This is a genomic window from Pseudomonas sp. FH1 (genome assembly GCF_000510895.2).
Taxonomy (GTDB): Bacteria; Pseudomonadota; Gammaproteobacteria; order Pseudomonadales; family Pseudomonadaceae; genus Aquipseudomonas; species Aquipseudomonas azotoformans_A.
Map to the genome: position 1 here is coordinate 1 of NZ_AOHM01000067.1, position 17,889 is coordinate 17,889.

At 53.7% G+C, this 17,889-nt stretch carries 19 protein-coding genes and 2 pseudogenes; 4 read left to right on the plus strand and 17 right to left on the minus strand.

The window, feature by feature from the left end; translation table 11 throughout:
• The 10 genes and pseudogenes from H096_RS34380 to umuC all read right to left on the minus strand — a co-directional run.
• On the minus strand, nucleotides 1-295 hold a 295-nt coding region (locus tag H096_RS34380; protein ID WP_033901314.1), incomplete at its 3' end, for a hypothetical protein.
• Nucleotides 296-336: 41 nt separating this feature from the next.
• Nucleotides 337-1,083, minus strand: a complete 747-nt coding sequence (locus tag H096_RS21150) for a hypothetical protein (protein ID WP_033901315.1) — start codon at nucleotides 1,081-1,083, stop codon at nucleotides 337-339.
• Between the two features lie 102 nt (nucleotides 1,084-1,185).
• Nucleotides 1,186-1,425: a hypothetical protein gene (locus tag H096_RS34000; RefSeq protein ID WP_156717507.1), complete on the minus strand. Its 240-nt coding sequence runs from the start codon at nucleotides 1,423-1,425 to the stop codon at nucleotides 1,186-1,188.
• Between the two features lie 322 nt (nucleotides 1,426-1,747).
• Nucleotides 1,748-2,758, minus strand: a complete 1,011-nt coding sequence (locus H096_RS21160; protein WP_033901317.1) for a hypothetical protein — start codon at nucleotides 2,756-2,758, stop codon at nucleotides 1,748-1,750.
• A gap of 9 nt (nucleotides 2,759-2,767) precedes the next feature.
• Complete coding sequence (locus tag H096_RS21165) at nucleotides 2,768-3,094, minus strand: hypothetical protein (protein ID WP_033901318.1); 327 nt, start codon at nucleotides 3,092-3,094, stop codon at nucleotides 2,768-2,770.
• 58 nt (nucleotides 3,095-3,152) lie between these two features.
• Complete coding sequence (locus tag H096_RS21170) at nucleotides 3,153-3,392, minus strand: hypothetical protein (protein ID WP_033901319.1); 240 nt, start codon at nucleotides 3,390-3,392, stop codon at nucleotides 3,153-3,155.
• A gap of 298 nt (nucleotides 3,393-3,690) precedes the next feature.
• Nucleotides 3,691-4,353 (minus strand): tyrosine-type recombinase/integrase, encoded by a 663-nt coding sequence (locus tag H096_RS21180; RefSeq protein WP_033901321.1) that lies wholly within the window; start codon nucleotides 4,351-4,353, stop codon nucleotides 3,691-3,693.
• 104 nt (nucleotides 4,354-4,457) lie between these two features.
• A complete protein-coding gene (locus H096_RS21185; protein WP_027606802.1) occupies nucleotides 4,458-4,655 on the minus strand; it encodes a hypothetical protein in 198 nt (65 codons plus the stop codon).
• Nucleotides 4,656-4,708: 53 nt separating this feature from the next.
• The gene (locus H096_RS21190) at nucleotides 4,709-5,350 is read right to left on the minus strand and encodes an SOS response-associated peptidase (RefSeq protein ID WP_033901322.1); all 642 of its coding nucleotides are present in this window, start codon (nucleotides 5,348-5,350) and stop codon (nucleotides 4,709-4,711) included.
• Nucleotides 5,351-5,377: 27 nt separating this feature from the next.
• Nucleotides 5,378-6,544 (minus strand): annotated as a pseudogene (gene umuC / locus H096_RS21195) (translesion error-prone DNA polymerase V subunit UmuC); the annotation flags it as partial.
• A 446-nt stretch (nucleotides 6,545-6,990) separates the two neighbouring features.
• Between umuC and H096_RS21200 the strand changes: the two are divergent.
• Genes H096_RS21200 through H096_RS21215 form a run of 4 tightly spaced genes read left to right on the plus strand, consistent with a single transcriptional unit; the run spans nucleotide 6,991 to nucleotide 10,712 of the window.
• Complete coding sequence (locus H096_RS21200; RefSeq protein WP_019436569.1) at nucleotides 6,991-8,478, plus strand: SulP family inorganic anion transporter; 1,488 nt, start codon at nucleotides 6,991-6,993, stop codon at nucleotides 8,476-8,478.
• Nucleotides 8,479-8,492: 14 nt separating this feature from the next.
• Complete coding sequence (locus tag H096_RS21205; protein ID WP_019436568.1) at nucleotides 8,493-9,344, plus strand: universal stress protein; 852 nt, start codon at nucleotides 8,493-8,495, stop codon at nucleotides 9,342-9,344.
• Nucleotides 9,345-9,349: 5 nt separating this feature from the next.
• Entirely contained in the window at nucleotides 9,350-9,703 is a 354-nt protein-coding gene (locus tag H096_RS21210; protein WP_019436567.1) for a TraR/DksA family transcriptional regulator, read from the plus strand.
• A 46-nt stretch (nucleotides 9,704-9,749) separates the two neighbouring features.
• On the plus strand, nucleotides 9,750-10,712 hold the full coding sequence (locus H096_RS21215; RefSeq protein ID WP_019436566.1) for an SdiA-regulated domain-containing protein: 963 nt from the start codon (nucleotides 9,750-9,752) through the stop codon (nucleotides 10,710-10,712).
• Between the two features lie 90 nt (nucleotides 10,713-10,802).
• Here the strand turns inward: H096_RS21215 and H096_RS21220 are convergent, their stop codons facing one another.
• The 7 genes and pseudogenes from H096_RS21220 to H096_RS21245 form a co-directional block, all read right to left on the minus strand.
• Nucleotides 10,803-11,219, minus strand: coding sequence for a hypothetical protein (locus H096_RS21220; RefSeq protein ID WP_019436565.1), 417 nt, complete (start codon nucleotides 11,217-11,219; stop codon nucleotides 10,803-10,805).
• Nucleotides 11,212-12,951 (minus strand): tyrosine-type recombinase/integrase, encoded by a 1,740-nt coding sequence (locus H096_RS34265; RefSeq protein WP_230395974.1) that lies wholly within the window; start codon nucleotides 12,949-12,951, stop codon nucleotides 11,212-11,214. The genes H096_RS21220 and H096_RS34265 overlap by 8 nt, the downstream gene beginning before the upstream one ends.
• Before the next feature lie 98 nt (nucleotides 12,952-13,049).
• A complete protein-coding gene (locus H096_RS21230) occupies nucleotides 13,050-14,657 on the minus strand; it encodes a hypothetical protein (protein ID WP_023389346.1) in 1,608 nt (535 codons plus the stop codon).
• A 10-nt stretch (nucleotides 14,658-14,667) separates the two neighbouring features.
• Nucleotides 14,668-15,825, minus strand: a complete 1,158-nt coding sequence (locus H096_RS21235) for a site-specific integrase (protein ID WP_019436561.1) — start codon at nucleotides 15,823-15,825, stop codon at nucleotides 14,668-14,670.
• A 119-nt stretch (nucleotides 15,826-15,944) separates the two neighbouring features.
• Nucleotides 15,945-16,073: pseudogene (locus H096_RS33440) on the minus strand (hypothetical protein); the annotation flags it as partial.
• Nucleotides 16,070-16,504: a S24 family peptidase gene (locus tag H096_RS21240; protein ID WP_033901324.1), complete on the minus strand. Its 435-nt coding sequence runs from the start codon at nucleotides 16,502-16,504 to the stop codon at nucleotides 16,070-16,072. The pseudogene H096_RS33440 and the gene H096_RS21240, both read right to left, overlap by 4 nt.
• A 139-nt stretch (nucleotides 16,505-16,643) precedes the next feature.
• On the minus strand, nucleotides 16,644-17,889 hold a 1,246-nt coding region (locus H096_RS21245), incomplete at its 5' end, for a DEAD/DEAH box helicase (RefSeq protein WP_033901325.1).

Below are 17,889 nucleotides of genomic sequence, written 5' to 3' on the forward strand. Positions count from 1 at the left end.
ATCGCCTTTGGCGCCGGGGACAGGAAGGGGGGTTGGCCGGACGCATACGCTCTTCGGGACCAAAAATGGCTTCATAATCGAACGGCAGCGCCCAATCATACCCAGGGATAAATATGCGAAAATTCTCAATCGTAATCCCCATATTTTCCCAAGTGTGACGGGCACAAATAACGAAAACCTGCCCTCTATACTGGCAGATAAAGGCTGTGCCACTGCCAATGAACTGGTAATAGTCGTCGTCGCAAGCAATTGTTATCGGCCTTATGAAAGCCTTCATAGCTGAATCAAAGTTCATCGCTTACGGCTCCTTCTTTTCCGTTGCCCATCGTGGCGCCCCTACTTCATGCAGTCGCGGCGAGATTCCGGGCTTACCTCGCAAATTTCCTTGCCGTCTTTGCTCAGTTTTAGGAAGTACTCGACCCGTCCCTCTCCTTCGACGATCTTGGTACGTGAGACGACCACGTCGCCAGGACCGCTCCAGTTCGTCCCGAAGTAATGGCCATCGACGTAAACCACTCGACCGTATCCGAAAAACTTTGCCCTCGGCGTCTCGCCCTGTAGAAGGGCCACCATATCGAAAGTAAAGATCGAGGACGAGTTGGCGCCGGTATGCGCCTCTATGTACGCGAGATTGCGCAGCTCGTCGTATCCGCCGATATGGAAGTCCTCGACCTTAAGCTCAGGGTCCATCGCAGTCGATACCAGGACGACCCTTTGGATAGCGTCTCCTTCTGCCTGGATCAGTACAATCGCAGCTTCTGTATCTCCGTCGTCAGGGCGCAGCTTGTTTGCGGCGATCAGCGCGACGTTGCTCAGGGGATGAATGCCGGATGTCATCGTCAAGCCTTGGCCGGCGGCCGCTTGGGACACGTCTTCTCCCAGGTAGCAGAGTCGGTCCCGGTATGTATTCAGGATGTCAGCGCCAGGTCCGTGGAGCGGCATGTTGAGGCCAAGGCGACCCATGCGATCCAAGTGCTCATAGATAGAGGCACAATCCTGCGTCACCTTATCCGTCGAAGCCAAAACTGGTCCGGCTGCTAGGACGGCGGCGGGGAGAAGGCAACAGGCGAGTGCTTTGAGCATGACTTTCCGTTGTTTGTGCAGCTGGTGGTGGACGGGGTGACGTGTCGCCCTGGACGAAAGCAGCCAGCAAGCCCATGGGCGCGGTAGCCGTTCTTTCGTATTTCAGTCTAATAGACCTTGCTGGGTCGCAAGCTCTTTTGCATCGCTGAATACACTCTGCAACACATCCGCCCGCGGCCCATCATCTACTGGCCAGCAGCGGAAGTCATTAACACCACTTCCATGGCGCGCTATCACTTCTGGAACAGGATGCCCATGAGGGTCAAAATACAAGTCGAACCTCCCCTTGGTGCCAAGAAATTTGCAATCACCTGGGTGTTCTGCATGTTTAGGTCGAGACATGTGGATTTTTCCGTCAATTAGTATTTTTCGAGGCTTCGCTTTGCTGAGCTGACGCAATCGCCGTATCTGCTAGCGTCCTCGCTGTCAGCGTAAACTTCATCGCAGATCTGCTTCGCTTGCTGCGTCGAGGATGCTGTATGTGCCGGTGGATTGCAGGCTGAAGTATTCGCAGCAATTATGGCGGCGATAATCAAACCCAAAGCTATCAGCGTATGACGGGGCTCCATGCTTCGCTTTCCTATGCCGATCTGCGTTTGCCGATGCCCTTGCGAGCCTCACAGTCGTACCGAAGGTATTTGGGTATTTCGCAGAGTCACAACGACTACTGCGTTCGTGATCTCGCCTGAGCTCTTCGATGACGTTTACGCTCAGCTTTTTCCAAGCGAGCTATGTCGCTCATAGTCATTGGGACAACCGAGGCGTGGCGCTGCATATCAGCCGTGGTGTGGGAGTGCTTTTCAACAAATGGGCTCACCATTATCCATTCGTTAATGATCGCTATGTGGCCATAGCTTTTAAAGTACTCGTGCCACTGCATGAAGAAATCATTTTTAGTACCTGGGGCCTTGGCCAGATACGCAGTCTCGCAAGCTATTGCGACGTTGAGTAACGAGTCCCCGCGATTAGCCGTAGCTGGTAGTTTTACATCTAGATCCAAGACGTCGCCTGGCATGGCCTGCATGGTGGTCAGCTTGAGCAGGATCTGAAAGAAACGCTCAGAGAATGATGGATGGACTCCTGCCCCGTCATTCGTGTTCGGAAATGTTCTTATGATCCAGAACAGCGCGTAAGTGACATAGCAACGAATATCGATGTCCTGGATGCCTGGGAGCCATTGCTGAACAGCGCGGTATACTGCTGCCGCAGCGCATAGGTCAGCATCATGTTCGAAAGCACGTAGCACATGGTCATGGGATCCAAGTTCGATTTGGACCTGATGATGTGCGCGGAACAAATGAGCGTATTCGTGCGCCAAGACCCATGTGAGGCCTATTTGAGGAAACAAATCTGGCAAGCCATCCAGATAGTCCTCATTCCCTGCTTTGACCTTCGATGATGGTATGGCCGTATCAAAGCAGTGCTTAATCATGCCTTGGCTGACCACAATAAGGCCAAGCGGATTGGCCTGAGCCTTGATTTGATCTGTTGTGAGCACAAAAATTTCTGGGACCGGTACGTCCACAGAAAACCTTACGCGCATTAGTTCCAATGCTGACCGCGCTTGCTCAAATACAGAGGCTATAGTCGCACGCCGCAAAGGATCTGTGACGCTTTCGAGATACTCACTTACAGGTATCGTCCGGGCATCGCTAATCTCCATGAAGTTTTCCATCAGCTTTTCCTATGACAAGTTAGCCGCGATGTATCGCTCTCCGCGTGGGGTGTATTCGCCTTCAGGGGTCACGGTGACTTTCAGCATCCGCACAGGTGCGGGAACATCGCCCTCGACGCTGTTCTCAATGGCTAAAAGAGTTTGAAGTACGCAGCGTTTTTTCATCTTGCACGCAAGGGCTTTGGCTTGGGATGCAATGCTCGCCAAACTCTTTTGCACCTTGCCATCTTCGCCCCTGGCTGGCAGGTAGATACCAATCGCGCCCGACTCTCTCTTGAACAGCTCTTTGAGAGCCACGGATTCCAGCTCGATGAAACGACTGCTCGATTGCTGCATTTGCGTTATTTCCCTAATCCCTGAACTGGTGAGGTTGCCCGGCGAACCGGGCTTCCGATCAATTGTCAGCGGGGCTGACGAATCCCACAGCCACAATAGTGCGCTCTTGATTGCAAGCCACTACGCGGGCCAGTCGCTCGCTGTGGTGTTCCTTGAGGCCGCTCTGAACGTCCACAAAATCAACGTCAAACCCGCAGATGGAACGAGCCTCAAAATCGACATTACCCATTGCAGCAGCGGCGATATATTCCACCGCGACTGACTTTGAAATGTGGTCTGAAACCGAGATATCGCGCATGCTTCTGTCTTCCTCATTGAATCGTTTCAATGAGTGAAATGTACGCCTCTATAGGCGTACACGCAAACACATTTCTACCTTTTTTTAACGTCGAAAACTTCGCAAATTTCCCGGTACGCATCCCGATATCGCGCTACGGCGTCACCTACCGTTGAGCGCGTTGCGCCCGTTTCACGCATTGCATCAGCCTGAGCTATACCGTCAACCAAAACGCGCTTTGCAGCACGGTTTGCGGCACTCTCTGGATTACCGCGCATGAGCTTCACCAGCACGTCGTACTGGCTCCCCTTCATCACCATTAAATAATTCTCCGAACTATGTCACCCAAGCTGGCTGGATCGCCCACACAGAGCTTCTTGACCGCTTCCAAACTCTCGATGCCCAGTATCTCGCTGATATGCCGCAAGTTGATGCCCCGACGCTTGAGCTTGACCGCGAGTGTCCGACGCCCTGACTGCGCGCTGGCCCCCTCGATCCCAGCAAGACCGAACAACCGCGTATAGAGTCGGCTGAGTTGGTTAGCGCTGTAGTACGTTTTACCATCGCGCCGTTGAGCGCTGATCTTCAACCCTTCGCCAGTGCGACCGTATACGAACAACGGCGAGTCAGGATCAAGGCCACGAAAAGCCATTACCCTGGTTGAAACACCGTGACCGCGTACAAGGCTTTTGGCAAGGTGCGCGTCTATGGCATTGGTCAATTTCTTGCTGGTCCAGCACAACGGCCTAGAACGATTGTTGTAGGCGATTTCTGCACGCACCTGGGAGTCGATCAGCACAGTGCCTGATTCGGTGAGGTAGTCGCTCACGCGCAGGCGGCAAATCTCTGTCACGGTCATGCCGGTGCCAAGGCATGTAAGCAGCAACGCCGCATCACGACCGCCGTTCTCGGGGCTGCTTACTTTGGCGACGCTCACAGCGTGTTCTAGCTGCTCATCCTCAATAACAATCGCCTTGGGCATACATCACTCTAAATGCTTATTTGACATCAATCCTGACATATTTCGTCAACAGAAAGGCCGGAGATAGCCCCGGCCTGCTCGGTGTACTTGGTGTTCACGGAAAATTAAACTTTGGCCTGCAGTTCTTTTTCAATCTCGGCCAAGTCCTGAGCAAAGGCTTGATCCAGCAGGCTGGGTTTCTTTTTCCAAGGTCGTGTTTCCGGTTCCGGCTCTGCCGCATAAAGCGTCACAGCATCGGGATTCGTCTGAAGATGCTGCTCAAATTGCTGCTGCAGCTGTTGTCGCAGTTCATCTTTGGTCATTCAACCACTCTCATTTATATCAGGTCGGGTCATGTGGTGGGTTGCACCCAGGACTACATGGCGACGGCCATGCGGTCGGCCGGGTACTGGCGCATAAACTCCATGCTATCCACGGCCGGGGCTTTCAACCAATCGGTGTACAGCCCTTTAGGCAAAATCACCACCATGCGCTTTTCATCCTGAGGCTTATGGTAGTTACGCATAAAGGGGTGGTCGTCCGCATTGATGGTCAACATAGTGTAACTGTGCAGGATCTTCCCGGTACCGGGATCGCGCCATTGCTCCCATAGCCCCGCGATGCCCAATAATTCGCCGTCCGCGCGGGTGATACGCGTTGAAATTGACTTCCCCGATCGCCAATCAGGCTCATAAATAGCTTCTGCAGGGATGATGCAATGTTGGGCCTTACGCCAAGCCGTGCGAAACGATGGTTTTTGACTGGCCGTTTCCGATCGGCAATTGTAGGTGTGCCGAGCGATTTTAGTGTCCTTGCTCCAGGACGGAATCAGTCCAAACGAGCCTGCCAGCCCTTCCAACGGCGCCGGCGAATCCGCCTCGAGGTCGACGTGCTCCACCTGGCGAATGAAGGGGCCGGTGTAGCCTGGGTACAGTTCCAACTTGCCCTGCTCGAAAGGCTCGATGCCGAATGTCTCGGCCACTCGCTGGGGCGCCGGTGCTTCGTAATGGCTGCACATACACAAATTCCTCCGGATCCTGACGCCTCAATTGGCATTTACCGTCCATAACTGGTCGAGCCTGGTCGTGTAACTCGGGCTTTTCAATTCCCGACGCATTGCCCAGGCCGGCGCCGCTGGCACAGCCGCGGCGCGCAGCGTGCCGCGTCCCCATCGGTTGTTGATTTCGTCCAGGACGCTCATCACCTTGTCGGCCGCAGCCGGCTGGGTATGCGCAAATAGATCATCGGTAAATTCACCTGGTTGACGCAGATCCATCAGCAACACCTCAGCCTTGCTGTATCGGAACCCTGGGCGGAAAAGACGTTCCACGGCCTGCGTGGCGGCCTTGGTGATCAAGCGCACGTCGTTGGTAGGGTAAGGCAGCTCCACCAGCACGCCGTTAGCGTAGCGGGCTTCGTCGGGGTTAAACATGCCGGTGCGGATGCCGACGCGGATCTTCTTGCACAGCGAATGCTGGGCCCTGAGCTTTTCCGACGCACGCTGCGCATAGGTGGCCACCGCCTCTTTGATCGGCTCAATCTTCTCCAGGCGCACGCCGAACATTCTGCTGCAGCAGATCTCCTGCTTGGCCGGCGCCGCTTCCTCCAGCGCCAGGCACGACGTGCCGGCCAGCTCACGCACGGTTTTTTCCAGGACAACGCTGAATTTGCGACCGAGCAAGACAGGATCCGCCTTGGCCAGGTCCATGGCCGTGTGAATGCCCAGGGCCTGCATGTGCGCCGTCATGCGTCGACCTATGCCCCATACCTCCTCAACAGCGGTGTTGCGCAACACCCAGTCGCGTTTGAAAGGGTCGCACAGATCCACAACGCCCCCAGTTTGCGCCTGCAGCCGTTTCGCGGTGTGGTTGGCCAGTTTCGCCAGGGTTTTGGTGTGGGCAATGCCCACACCCACGGGGATCCCGGTGTGTTTTAGGACTTTGGCACGGATCTTTCGGCCGAATTCCGTGAGGTCGCCAGGCATGCCTGTCAGGTCGCAGAAAATCTCATCAATTGAATAGACCTCACTGCCACACACCATGGCTTCGATCAGCGTCATCACGCGTTCTGAAAGCTGACCATACAACGCATAATTGCTGCTGAACGCCACGATCCCGTGCCGCCGCAACGTGTCCTTGATTTGAAAATACGGTGCGCCCATTTTAACGAAGGGCTTGGCGTCGTAGCTGCGCGCAATGACGCAACCATCGTTGTATCTGAATGACTCTAACAGTTAGTTTAGTGTAAGATATTGATTTATAAGTAAATTAACTCACTAACATTTTTTGATTATTTTCCTTCGTTCCTGATGGCGATACTCCTCGACTAAGCCTATTTCAGACGTGGCTTCGCAAAGCAGGGCGGCGGATCGCAATCGACGATAGCTTCACTGTATACTTTTGGCTCCGCATACCCCTTGAGCTACAGGAACACCAGCATGACTGTACTCCAAACGCTCTACTGGCAGCCTACGCCGCCTTAGCGCTACGCCCCCTCGCAACACCTCGCCTCCGCCAGTTTCGCTCGCGGCTGCGTACTGCTGTATGCCCGGTTCTTACACCCAAAGCGCACAGCAAAATAATCCTCACAATTTGAATTCGTATCGACGCGCTCGCCATTTTCCTGGCATGCGTGCGGTGCATTGCTTTGGATATTCTGATGCTACAAACACTCAAACAAACGTGGTTTTCCAACGTCCGTGGCGACGTGCTCGCGGGGATCGTCGTCGCACTTGCGCTGATCCCTGAAGCCATCGCTTTCTCTATCATTGCGGGCGTCGACCCCAAAGTTGGTCTCTACGCCTCATTCTGTATCGCCGTGGTGATCGCCTTTGTCGGTGGCCGCCCAGGCATGATTTCAGCCGCGACAGGGGCCATGGCACTGCTGATGGTGACCCTGGTCAAGAACCATGGTCTTGAATATCTGCTGGCCGCCACGCTGCTGTGTGGCGTGTTGCAAATTGGTGCTGGCTACCTGAAGCTCGGCTCGCTGATGCGCTTCGTTTCGCGCTCGGTGGTGACCGGCTTCGTCAATGCACTGGCGATCCTGATTTTCATGGCTCAGCTGCCGGAGCTGACCAATGTCACCTGGCACGTCTACGCCATGACAGCCGCAGGCCTCGGCATCATCTACCTATTTCCCTATGTCCCCAGGATCGGCAAGCTCATCCCATCGCCACTGGTATGCATCATCGTGCTGACCGCCGTCGCCATGTCGGTTGGGCTGGATATCCGCACGGTCGGTGATATGGGGGAACTGCCGGATACGCTGCCGATCTTCCTCTGGCCTGACGTGCCGCTGACTTTCGAGACGCTGGCCATCATCTTCCCTTATTCGGCAGCACTGGCCGTGGTCGGTCTGTTGGAGTCGATGATGACCGCGACCATTGTCGACGACCTGACCGACACCTCCAGTGACAAGAACCGCGAGTGCAAGGGTCAGGGCGTGGCCAACATTGCTTCGGGTCTAATCGGCGGTATGGCCGGTTGCGCGATGATTGGTCAGTCGATCATCAACGTTAAATCCGGCGGTCGTTCTCGTCTGTCCTCCCTGGCCGCAGGCGTATTCCTGCTACTGATGGTGGTATTCCTCGGCGATTGGCTGAAGCAGATCCCAATGGCTGCCCTGGTAGCCGTAATGATCATGGTATCCATCGGCACCTTCAGTTGGGATTCGCTGCGCAACCTGAAGAAGCACCCGTTGTCGACCAACATCGTCATGGTCGTCACTGTGGTGGTAGTGGTGGCGACTCATAACCTGGCCTTCGGCGTGTTGGCCGGCGTGCTGCTGGCCGCGATGTTCTTCGCCAACAAGGTTGGCCATTACATGCATATCAGTTCCTCGCTGGACGAAGCCGGCGAGCATCGTAGCTACGACGTTACCGGCCAGGTGTTCTTCAGCTCGGCGGACAAGTTCGTCGCTGCCTTTGACTTCAAGGAAGCGCTGGGCAAGGTAACCATCGACCTGAATCGTGCCCACTTCTGGGATATCACCGCCGTTGCAGCCCTGGACAAGGTAGTCATTAAGTTCCGCCGTGAAGGCACTGAAGTCGAAGTGCTGGGCCTCAACGAGGCCAGCGCCACTATCGTGGATCGCTTTGGCGTTCACGATAAACCCGACGCCATTGATCAACTCATGGGCCACTAAGAAGGAGAACAACGATGACCCACGTAATTGCCTGTATCGACGGTTCCACCTCGGCTTCAGCTGTGTGCGACTACGCGGCCTGGGCCAGTCTAAGCCTGGAAGCCCCGCTGACCTTCCTGCATGTGCTTGATCAGCGCCAGTACCCGGTTACGGCCGATCTGAGTGGCAATATCGGCCTTGGCAGCCGCGAGCATCTGCTCGATGAGCTTGCTTCCCTGGATGAACAGCGCGGCAAGTTGGCCCTGGAGCAGGGGCGGATCATGTTAGCGGCCGCGAAAGAGCGGGCCATGAAGGATGGTGTCGCCGCCCCTGAGTCCAAGCAACGCCATGGCGATCTGCTGGAAAGCCTGCAAGAGCTGCAAACCGAAACGCGCCTGCTGGTCATCGGTCGCCAGGGCGAGTCTAGTGGCGGTCTGAGCCAGCATGTTGGAAGCCAGCTGGAGAGCGTGATTCGTATCATGCACCGGCCAATCCTAGTCACCCCGGCCAACTTCCAAAAGCCGCAGAGCGCGATGCTGGCATTCGATGGCGGCGCTACTACCCGCAAGGGTGTGGAGATGCTGGCAGCCAGCCCGCTGCTGAAGGGGTTGCCGATCCACCTGGTCATGGTTGGCCCCGTAAGCGATGAAGCGTCCGCACAGCTGGACTGGGCGCAGAAAGTGCTGATCAATGCCGGATTCAGTGTTCGTGCCGAGACCCGCAACGGCGAGATAGAGCCTACCCTGCACGCCTATCAGAAAGAGCACGGCATCGACCTGCTGGTGATGGGGGCCTACGGTCATTCGCGCATCCGTCAGTTTCTGGTCGGCAGCACCACGACCAGCATGCTGCGCACCACCACTGGCCCACTGTTGCTGCTGCGCTAACGGCCATGGACGACGCCCTCGATCTTGCCCATTTCAAGACCCTACTGGAACAGCGGGCTGCCGAGCTGGATCGGTTGCTGGAAGACGCTGAGTCTCGCTCGCAATCGGTGGAGCTGGATCAAAGCAAGGTAGGGCGTCTGTCGAGGATGGACGCACTCCAGCAGCAAGCGATGAACGATGCCATCCGTAGTCGGGCGCAGCATGAACGCGTCCGCCTCCAGCTGGCCCTCAAGCGTTGGCACGAGGGCGAGTATGGCTGGTGTAACCAATGCGGCGAGTTGATCGCCTCGGGCCGCTTGGAATTCGATCCGGCCACGCCGCTGTGCATCACCTGTGCCAGCCGCGTCGAGTCGGGTTGAAACCCATGACAGCTCGTGGCGTCAGCTCCGATTAACGAGGTTCCGAATGTATTTGTTGGCAAAAAACTGGCTGGGCCGAACACGGAAAACAAGCGCCTGGATTTGGGCACTGCTGTGCCTTGTATTGCTTACTGTATTCCAAGTCCGCACCCATCACCTTGATGATCGTTTGTACTTCTGGATCAAGACCAACTGGCACACTGACGATTGGCAGGAGCGCTCTGTGTGGCTGCCTGGCTATCGGGTTGAGCTGGATGCTAAGACGGTTCCTGGTGTGGACAACAATCTTTCGGGTCTGACCTTTGACCCTGACCTAAACCTGCTGTGGGCGGTCACCAACGGCCCAAACGAACTATTGGCCCTTAGTCGTGACGGTGATGTTGAAAGGCGCTATAGCCTGGACGGTTTCCACGATGTGGAGGCGGTGTCCTATGCCGGCAACGGCCAGCTGGTAATCGTCGAAGAGCGCCGGCAGAGCCTGGTTGTCGTGGATGTCCCCATCGCCGAAGACGGTAAACTTTCTCCTGATCGACCATTGAGCCGAGACCAGTATCCAGTGCTGACCCTGGCGCTTGGCAAGGAAGACAACAAAGGCCTTGAAGGGCTCGCCTACGACCTGAAAGGCGACCGCCTGTTTGTGACCAAGGAGCGAGATCCTCGCCAATTGCTGGAAGTGAGCGGCCTTCGTGCCAGCCTGGCCGGAGGCTTTTCCCTGCACGTGCGTGACCTGTCCAGCCTGGTAAAAGACAAGGTGTTTGCGACTGACCTGTCTTCAGTCGTCTTCGATCAACAGAGCGGCCATCTGATATTGCTCAGCGACGAGTCGAAACTGCTGATTGAAATGACTGATGAAGGCAAGGTGGTGAGTTTCCGCTCCCTGGCGAGAGGTTTTGCTGGTTTGCTCAAAGGCATACCCCAGGCCGAAGGCGTAACCATCGACGATGAAGGCTATTTGTACGTGGTCAGCGAGCCGAACCTGTTCTATCGCTTTACTCAGGAGTCAGATTAACCGGTCAATAAACTACAGTCGGGCGTGATCGTGGCGCTTGAAGTGTTGGTCTACGATTTTTGCCGAATTCAGTGGGCTCCCCATCAGGGCCTAGTTGGGCCCTGGTTTCAGAGGGAGTGCGGTGACCTTACCGTTGGCAACCGCCTTCAGCTGAATCATCTCGAATATTAGTCGCTGGTTAACCGAAGCCAGCCGAGCTACCTCCGCTAAAAGCTGATCATTCTCTGCACGGAGCAACCTGTTCTTTTCTTTCTCGCTCATCAACGCTTGATGCTTAGAGTCTCGCTGGGCTCGCACCGACTTGCCAGCGATGTTGCGAATCCTTTCCGCTATGCTTGGGTAAGTGTTATGGATGAGTCCCGGAGTCACACCTGCGGCACGGGCAACGGATGTGATGGAAAGCTTTTCGTCACCAGCAATGAGATCGTCGACGACCTTGTTGAGCGCGGCGAGTGTCTTCGACCTGGAGCGAATAGGAGAGTCAGGGCCCACCGCCTGTCTAGTCATTTGCCGCCTCCTCCATTTCCTCAACTGGAGAAAGGCCAAGGCTGGTAATTACATCTAGTGCAACCTGCAAGTCGCGTTCTGCGCGCTGCCTAACAGCCGGGCCTGCATCCTCAATTTTTATCAGCTCTCGCTGTTGAATGTAGATGTCCTGCCAAGTGCTGGCGAAGACTTCATCGATCACCGAATTTTTGCACCCTGGACACCGTGTGGCTTCGTATAGACCAGCACCTCCGCAGCCCCGCTCTGTGGCGATGCACCAGCCGTGTCCAGTCGCACGAATGTTGGCATGTGGGGCGGTCTGGGCAAGCAAAGCAGCTCTATCCTTGATTGGAATTGCCCGCAATTCCACAATCTTTTCGCCAGCGCCCCCTGCCAGTGGCTGATCATCGAGCCATGATTCGATCAGGTCAATTTTAAACTCTGTCATCTGCTGGAAGATCTCATCAAAGAGAGTCAGGTCTTGCTGCGGATTGGATGCATAGAGTTGGGTCATACTCATGCTGCTGTGTTTGAACTGCCATTTGAGGTAGATCAATGAAGTGCGGCCCATACGGGATTCTACAAAGCATCTTGCATATGTTCGCCTGCATTGATGCGTCCTCAACGGCCAATCGCTTCCAGCGGCTTTAGCTATACGGTCAAACGCAGCATTGGATGCTTGCCCGCTGAGAGCCTCAACATGATGGCTTTCCTGAACTTTTCCTCCTTGTGTGTTTCGTCCCAAAAATAGTTTATTCGCGTCTTTTCGGGCTTTTTCGAGCCTAAGGAGATGTTCAGTTGAATACGAAAAATCCCGATTGCTTGCAAGCTGTCTAATCTCTTCATCCAGCTCTTTTCTGATGGGTACTGAATATTTTGCCAAAAGACTTAAAGCTTCAATCGTCAGTTCTGGCACAAGATATTCGACCTGGCCTTTACCTGTCTTGTGCTCGATTGTGGTCACCCAGCAAAAATTAATCCCATTTCTTAACTCTTTGCGCCAAGCGCCAACTTCAATTCCAATTGCCTCGTCATTGCGCATGCCGCTAGTGATTGAAACTATATACAGAACAGCATCTCTGCAACGAATTGCCATCCGTTCATCACTAGGATGATATCCAATACCATTGGCTGCCAATTCGGCCTTCATCTCCCGGACAATGCTTTCGCAATAGTTGAAAATCCTAGATTGTTCATCATGAGGAATGATATCTGTTCGCCCGACGTTTTTAGTGGCAGCACCCAATCCTTTTACATTCGCGACCCCACAAATCCGCCACAATGTCGAATTACCCCAAGGATAACTCTGAATGGGAAACATCGTGTCGGCAGAAAACACCCAAAGAAAATCAATAACCCGTAATCGCCCATACAGCGGGAGAGGCCTTAACTTCAATTCATATTTGCAATGATGAACGTAATTGCTGACATGGATCGGACGGACATCTGCAAAGCTTGAAACTCCTAGATTGTTTAACCAGCGAACAAAAGGCATCACGCTGACGACGGCGAAAGTAGTAATGCCCCGTGCGATAGGAGGTTTGGATCTAGGCATTCCTCTTTTAAACCAAGCATAAGCAACAGCTTTGCAGTCATCAATAAGCTCCCGAGGCATGCCCATATCCCAGTTGATGAATTTATAAGAATGAGCAACATTGGCCTGATCAAAAAACGGGCGAAGATCCCACTGTGCATCGCCAAACCTGCTAAGAATGAAGGTTTCTCCATCTTCATTAACGATAGCGCTGATCACGATTGCATCCCGCTCTGCGGGACTTAGGCCATTCGCTGAAACTGGCTGTGCGATGAGGACATCATATGCCTTTAACACCGCATTCGAGGTTCTTATGCTCAAATTTCGCCGCCCAATTTTTTCTTCATGAACTCGATTTTTTTAGCCCAGAACAAGTGCGGAGATGACTCAGCTTGAGCCCTTGCTTGCGAAACCAATGCAAGATCAAACTTCTGGGTGAAATCATCTATCAATCGAATATAGTCAAACTGACGCTTGCGCCATGCGCCCCACTCGTCCGTGAGAAAGTATTCGACTTCTGCATACAAGAATTGTTGGTAGCTGAACAGCCGGTATAAGTCCTCCAAGGTGCCTACAATTGCATAGCTAGGGCAACCGAGGCAGTGGATGAATTCAGAACAATGATTGACGCCATCCTTTGGTGCCAGACTACCGTAAAGGCTATCTTTGCAGCCGCCTGGTGGGGTTGGTATAACGTTTATGCCACGTAGTTTGTCCGGAAAAGCCTCCCCAACAAATGTCGCCCCGTCGACCTTGATCTCATCGTTGATTTTCAAATAGTGATTATCGGCGACACCAGGGGTATGACCCATAACGGAGGAAACTTCTATAATGTCGCCACCACTCAGTTTCCACAAACGGCTTTCCATAGTCTTTCGCAGCCGACTAAGCGTGACATTTAGCCGATTGCCTTGATCATCCTGAAGCGCATGACGCTCACAAATGCTTTTTGCCGTGACATGTAAAGCACCGGGTGTAAGGGTAACGATGTCGTTCGAGCGGCCAGGCTGGCCCGAGCGATATAACCACACACATGAAGATATTTCATCAGGTGCCAGTGCTACGAGTGGCTTAGAAATCTCCAGCGCCTTATTGAGGACTGCCACCCCATCCAGGGGAATAGCACTGTACTCATCTAGCAGATTAGTCTGACGGATTGTTTTGCTCTGTGCGCCTTTACCTCGACGTTTGACGGTAGTAATCAACCTGAGATTAGGAATAAATGGGTGAGGCTGTAGGGCATCCCTCTTCATCTCCAAGAGCGGCGTAGTATTGATTCCAGACCTTGCCGCAGTAATTAGTAGCAATACAGCCATCGCCTCCGCGCCATTTCCAAGGAATGCACCCTTATGGATGGCAATAAGATCTGACTTCAAAGCGCCAATCAGCCTTTGCATTTCACCCAAGGTGAGCGGATCTGCATCTTTAGTGCTCTGCGCATTATTAGGAAATGGATTGAGGGGCAAAAGATCGTCAAGATTGACTTCAATAAATCCATATTCAGCCAAAACAACAACTAACGACTTGAAGCTAGTATAGTAATTCTTGGCTGTCGAGCCGTTAGGGTATTTTAGCCTCAGCCAAGAGACGTATCGCTCCAAGTGGCGTTTGGTAAGACTGTTTGGCGTTGCAGGTGGCGACTTGACCGAACCTCCACTCAAGAAATTTATAAAAAATCTCAGCCCGTTCGTAGAGTAACCAATCAAGGTCGTCACTGAGAAGTTTCCTCCTTGTAGCAAAGCTTTGATAACGTGAAGACTTTGAATTGCCCAAGCGTCGAAGCCCAAGCCTAAATATTTCGTATGATCGAGTTGCCTGTGGTTTCTCGGATTTCTCGGCAGGTCAATCTTGATATCATCTTCGACAGCCTCGAATCCTTTTGTAACCGACCGCATAACCGCCTTGTAGCTTTTTTGCCGAGCCAATGGTGCTACCTCAGATACGCGAAACCGAATCAGTCATAAACATCATGTCAATTTCGTCCTCGTGAGCAAGGACGGATTGGGCTTCAAGCTGGTTTATGAGATGCAAATAGATCATAGTTGTTTGCACATCTGAATGCCCCAGCCTATCTCGGACATACAACAATGGCTCACCTTCAAACTCTTTGCTTTTTCGAAGAGCAAGCAAGGTATAAGTCCCATAGGTGTGGCGTAGCATGTGGGCCCGAACATAGAAACCGCACTTTCTTTCATAGGACTTCATAACGTCCACTACGGAATCTTTTGAATAATGCCTGCCTTCATTAGTCAGCAGCAGCGCGGTAACACGTCCATCACCATTGGACTTACGAACCTCTCGTTGGTGAAGGGAGTAAGACCACATGCTCTCCATCAACGACCATGGCACGTCGATAGTTCTAGGTCGGTCGTACTTGATATGCATGTCTGAAGGATCAAGAGCAACACTGATCATTTGCCCTGGGCGCAGTCCCTTCTTCAACCTGGGGTTGAACACATATTTGAGAGGAAAAGACCTCGCTTCACAGGAGCGAAGGCCGGTACGCACCATGAGGTGGAACAATATCTGGTGGCTTGGATCGGTATCCAGGGCAAGGCATACCTTGACTTGATCCTTGGTCAGGAATTTGGTCAAGCGCTTTCGGTCGCGAACCATCACCGAAACTTTCGTGCTCTCGGCTCCGGGCCGAGCGATATGACTGAGAAGACCGGAATGTTGGGCAGCTCTTACCCTTTTCTCACCGAAGGGCAGCACAGTTATCAGGTTGCGCTGCTTAGCCCATCGGTAGAACCTCACGATCAAGGCCAGACGATTGTTCACCGTGCCGGGATCAAGTGCTAATTCTCCGCTCGACCAATCCCTGTACCTCGACAGAGCACTCAGACCGTGAGCCGGGCTTTCCTCGTCCCAGCCCAATCCATTGGCTTCCAGAAAGGCAAAGTAATCGTACAGACGCCGTCCATAGGCTTCCCAAGTCAAATCGCTTAGGGCCTCACCTGACTCGATAAGCGTGTGCCAAAGGAAGGATTGAGCTGGCTCGACTGGCCATCCCTCTGACCCAATCAGCAACGGAAAGCCTTCAAAGGATCGACCTGCTAATGCTAGGTCTTTTGTTGCGAATACCAGCCTCATGCCGCTGCCCTAAAACACTTCCAATGGATTGCCTTATGAAGCCTGGAAACTGCTGTTCCAGAGGGGTTCAGAAGGTGGCGCGGACTCTACAGGATTTACTAACGATTCCCACCCCTCAGATCGTTGTTGCTCAGAACGACGATGGGCGTGCTTGACAGGTCTGGCCGGAAAACACGCTCGCAGCTGGCATAGAAACTGTTGCAGTCCACGAGCGCGAAAACCGGCAAGGTAGGATCGAGGGCGCTCATGATGAATGCTCATGGTCGCGCACGCTGTAGCTGACCACGCCCCATATCACCAACTCGTCCCCTTCCATCACGTGTCTGGGCGGGAATCTTGGGTTTTCGGCCATCAACACTACCTGGCCGTCACGCATGTGAAGGCGCTTGCAAACGGACTCGGTGTTGAGGGCTGCAATTACGATATCGCCATGGCGAGCCGTTTTGCTTCGATCGACGATCACCAGGTCACCGTTGAAAATGCCGGCTCCCTGCATGCTGTCGCCCGAAATCTTCGCCAAGTACACGTGCGGCGCTCGGATCTCAAAAAGCTCATCCAGCGATATTAATTTTTCTAGGTGGTCGGCCGCCGGCGATGGAAAGCCGGCCGAGACCTGGCTGGAATACATCGGTAGAGAATGGCCACCTGTGGAAATGGGACCAAGAAGGGTCGCGCTCATAACCTGGCCTGAATTTAACTGTATGGATAGCCAGTTAACTGTTTGCTTGATGCCACGTCAATTCGATCCGACCGAATGCCGGTTCTGGGTCAGTGACAGTGATGGCATAAAAATGGCCACCCCGAAGGTGGCCTTGTGGTCATACAGCAATTAATTGTCTAGCAAGTGCCATTTCTACGGAGTCGCCATCCTGATTTAGAGAGTCGAGACCAGACTCCGGTACGTCTCCCGACGTGCTCTGAGCCACCGCGATCTTTTTGGCCATCAACTGCAAGCAGGTAATCTGCGAGCTTTGCGCATAGCCAAAAAACACCACCCGCACCGGGTGTTTCTGCCCGATCCTCCATGACCGCCGTGCTGCCTGCTGAAGGGTATAGACGTTATACCCGGTCTGCATGAACGCAATGGTCGGGAAGTCGAGCAGATCCAGTCCAGTTTTTACCAGCTCCGGGTTGGTGATCAGCACGTCGACGCCGCGATCAACCTGATCCAGGATCCAGTCCTCGCGCCTGGACGTGTCGACCGAGGCTCTAAGGACTGCCACTTTTAAGCCTGCTTGTTCCAACAACCGCTTGAGTCTGCTGGTGGTGTCTCTCGTCCCGGTGTACACGGAGTAAGCCAAAACCTTCCGATTCTTTGCTTTCTCCGATAGGCACAGGTCCAACAGCGCCTTCTCCTTCGGCATCAGTTCATCGTCTGCGAAAATCGAAGGAACAAATGCCAGTGTTTCCTTGGAGCGGGGGTGTTTCACCACCTCCGGCCGGAAACAGCAGTCAGGCCATGCCAGCAGCACGTTGAGTACCACACCCAAAAGTGTGGTATCCCGGCGAGCAAGTGCCTGGCGAAGTTCAACAGCCAATGTTCCGGCTAGCTTCTGGTAAGCCGATCCCTGATCCAATGCCATGGGTACGTCGACCAGTTCCTCCTGATAATCGGGCAAGATGTTTCCACCGATGTCTTTGAGCTTCAAAAAGACGGTGAACGGCAATACGAAACGGTGAATACCTTTCGGGCCGAAACCCGGAGCTTTCACTGTACGCACTGAGAGTTTTTTACCCTTGGCGGTTTTGTGCGACTGATTGTCCCGCTCGCTGTAAATATCCTTCAGCACGCCATGATCACGCATGAACGACATGGCTGCAGGTGCCATGCTGCCGCGTGAGTTTGGTCGGTAACCGTCCTCGATCATGCGGCAGGTAAGGATACGAAACAGAAGGTAGAACAGATCGTCGGCATAGCCCCCCATGAGCGTGCCCGTCAGCAGCACGGTTTTACGTGCTTTTGCTGCCAGCACTCCCATGGCTTGGCCCTGGGCAGAGCCGCTGTTCTTGTACTCATGCCCTTCGTCCACCACCAGCAGGTCAAAATATCCATCAGGCAAGTAG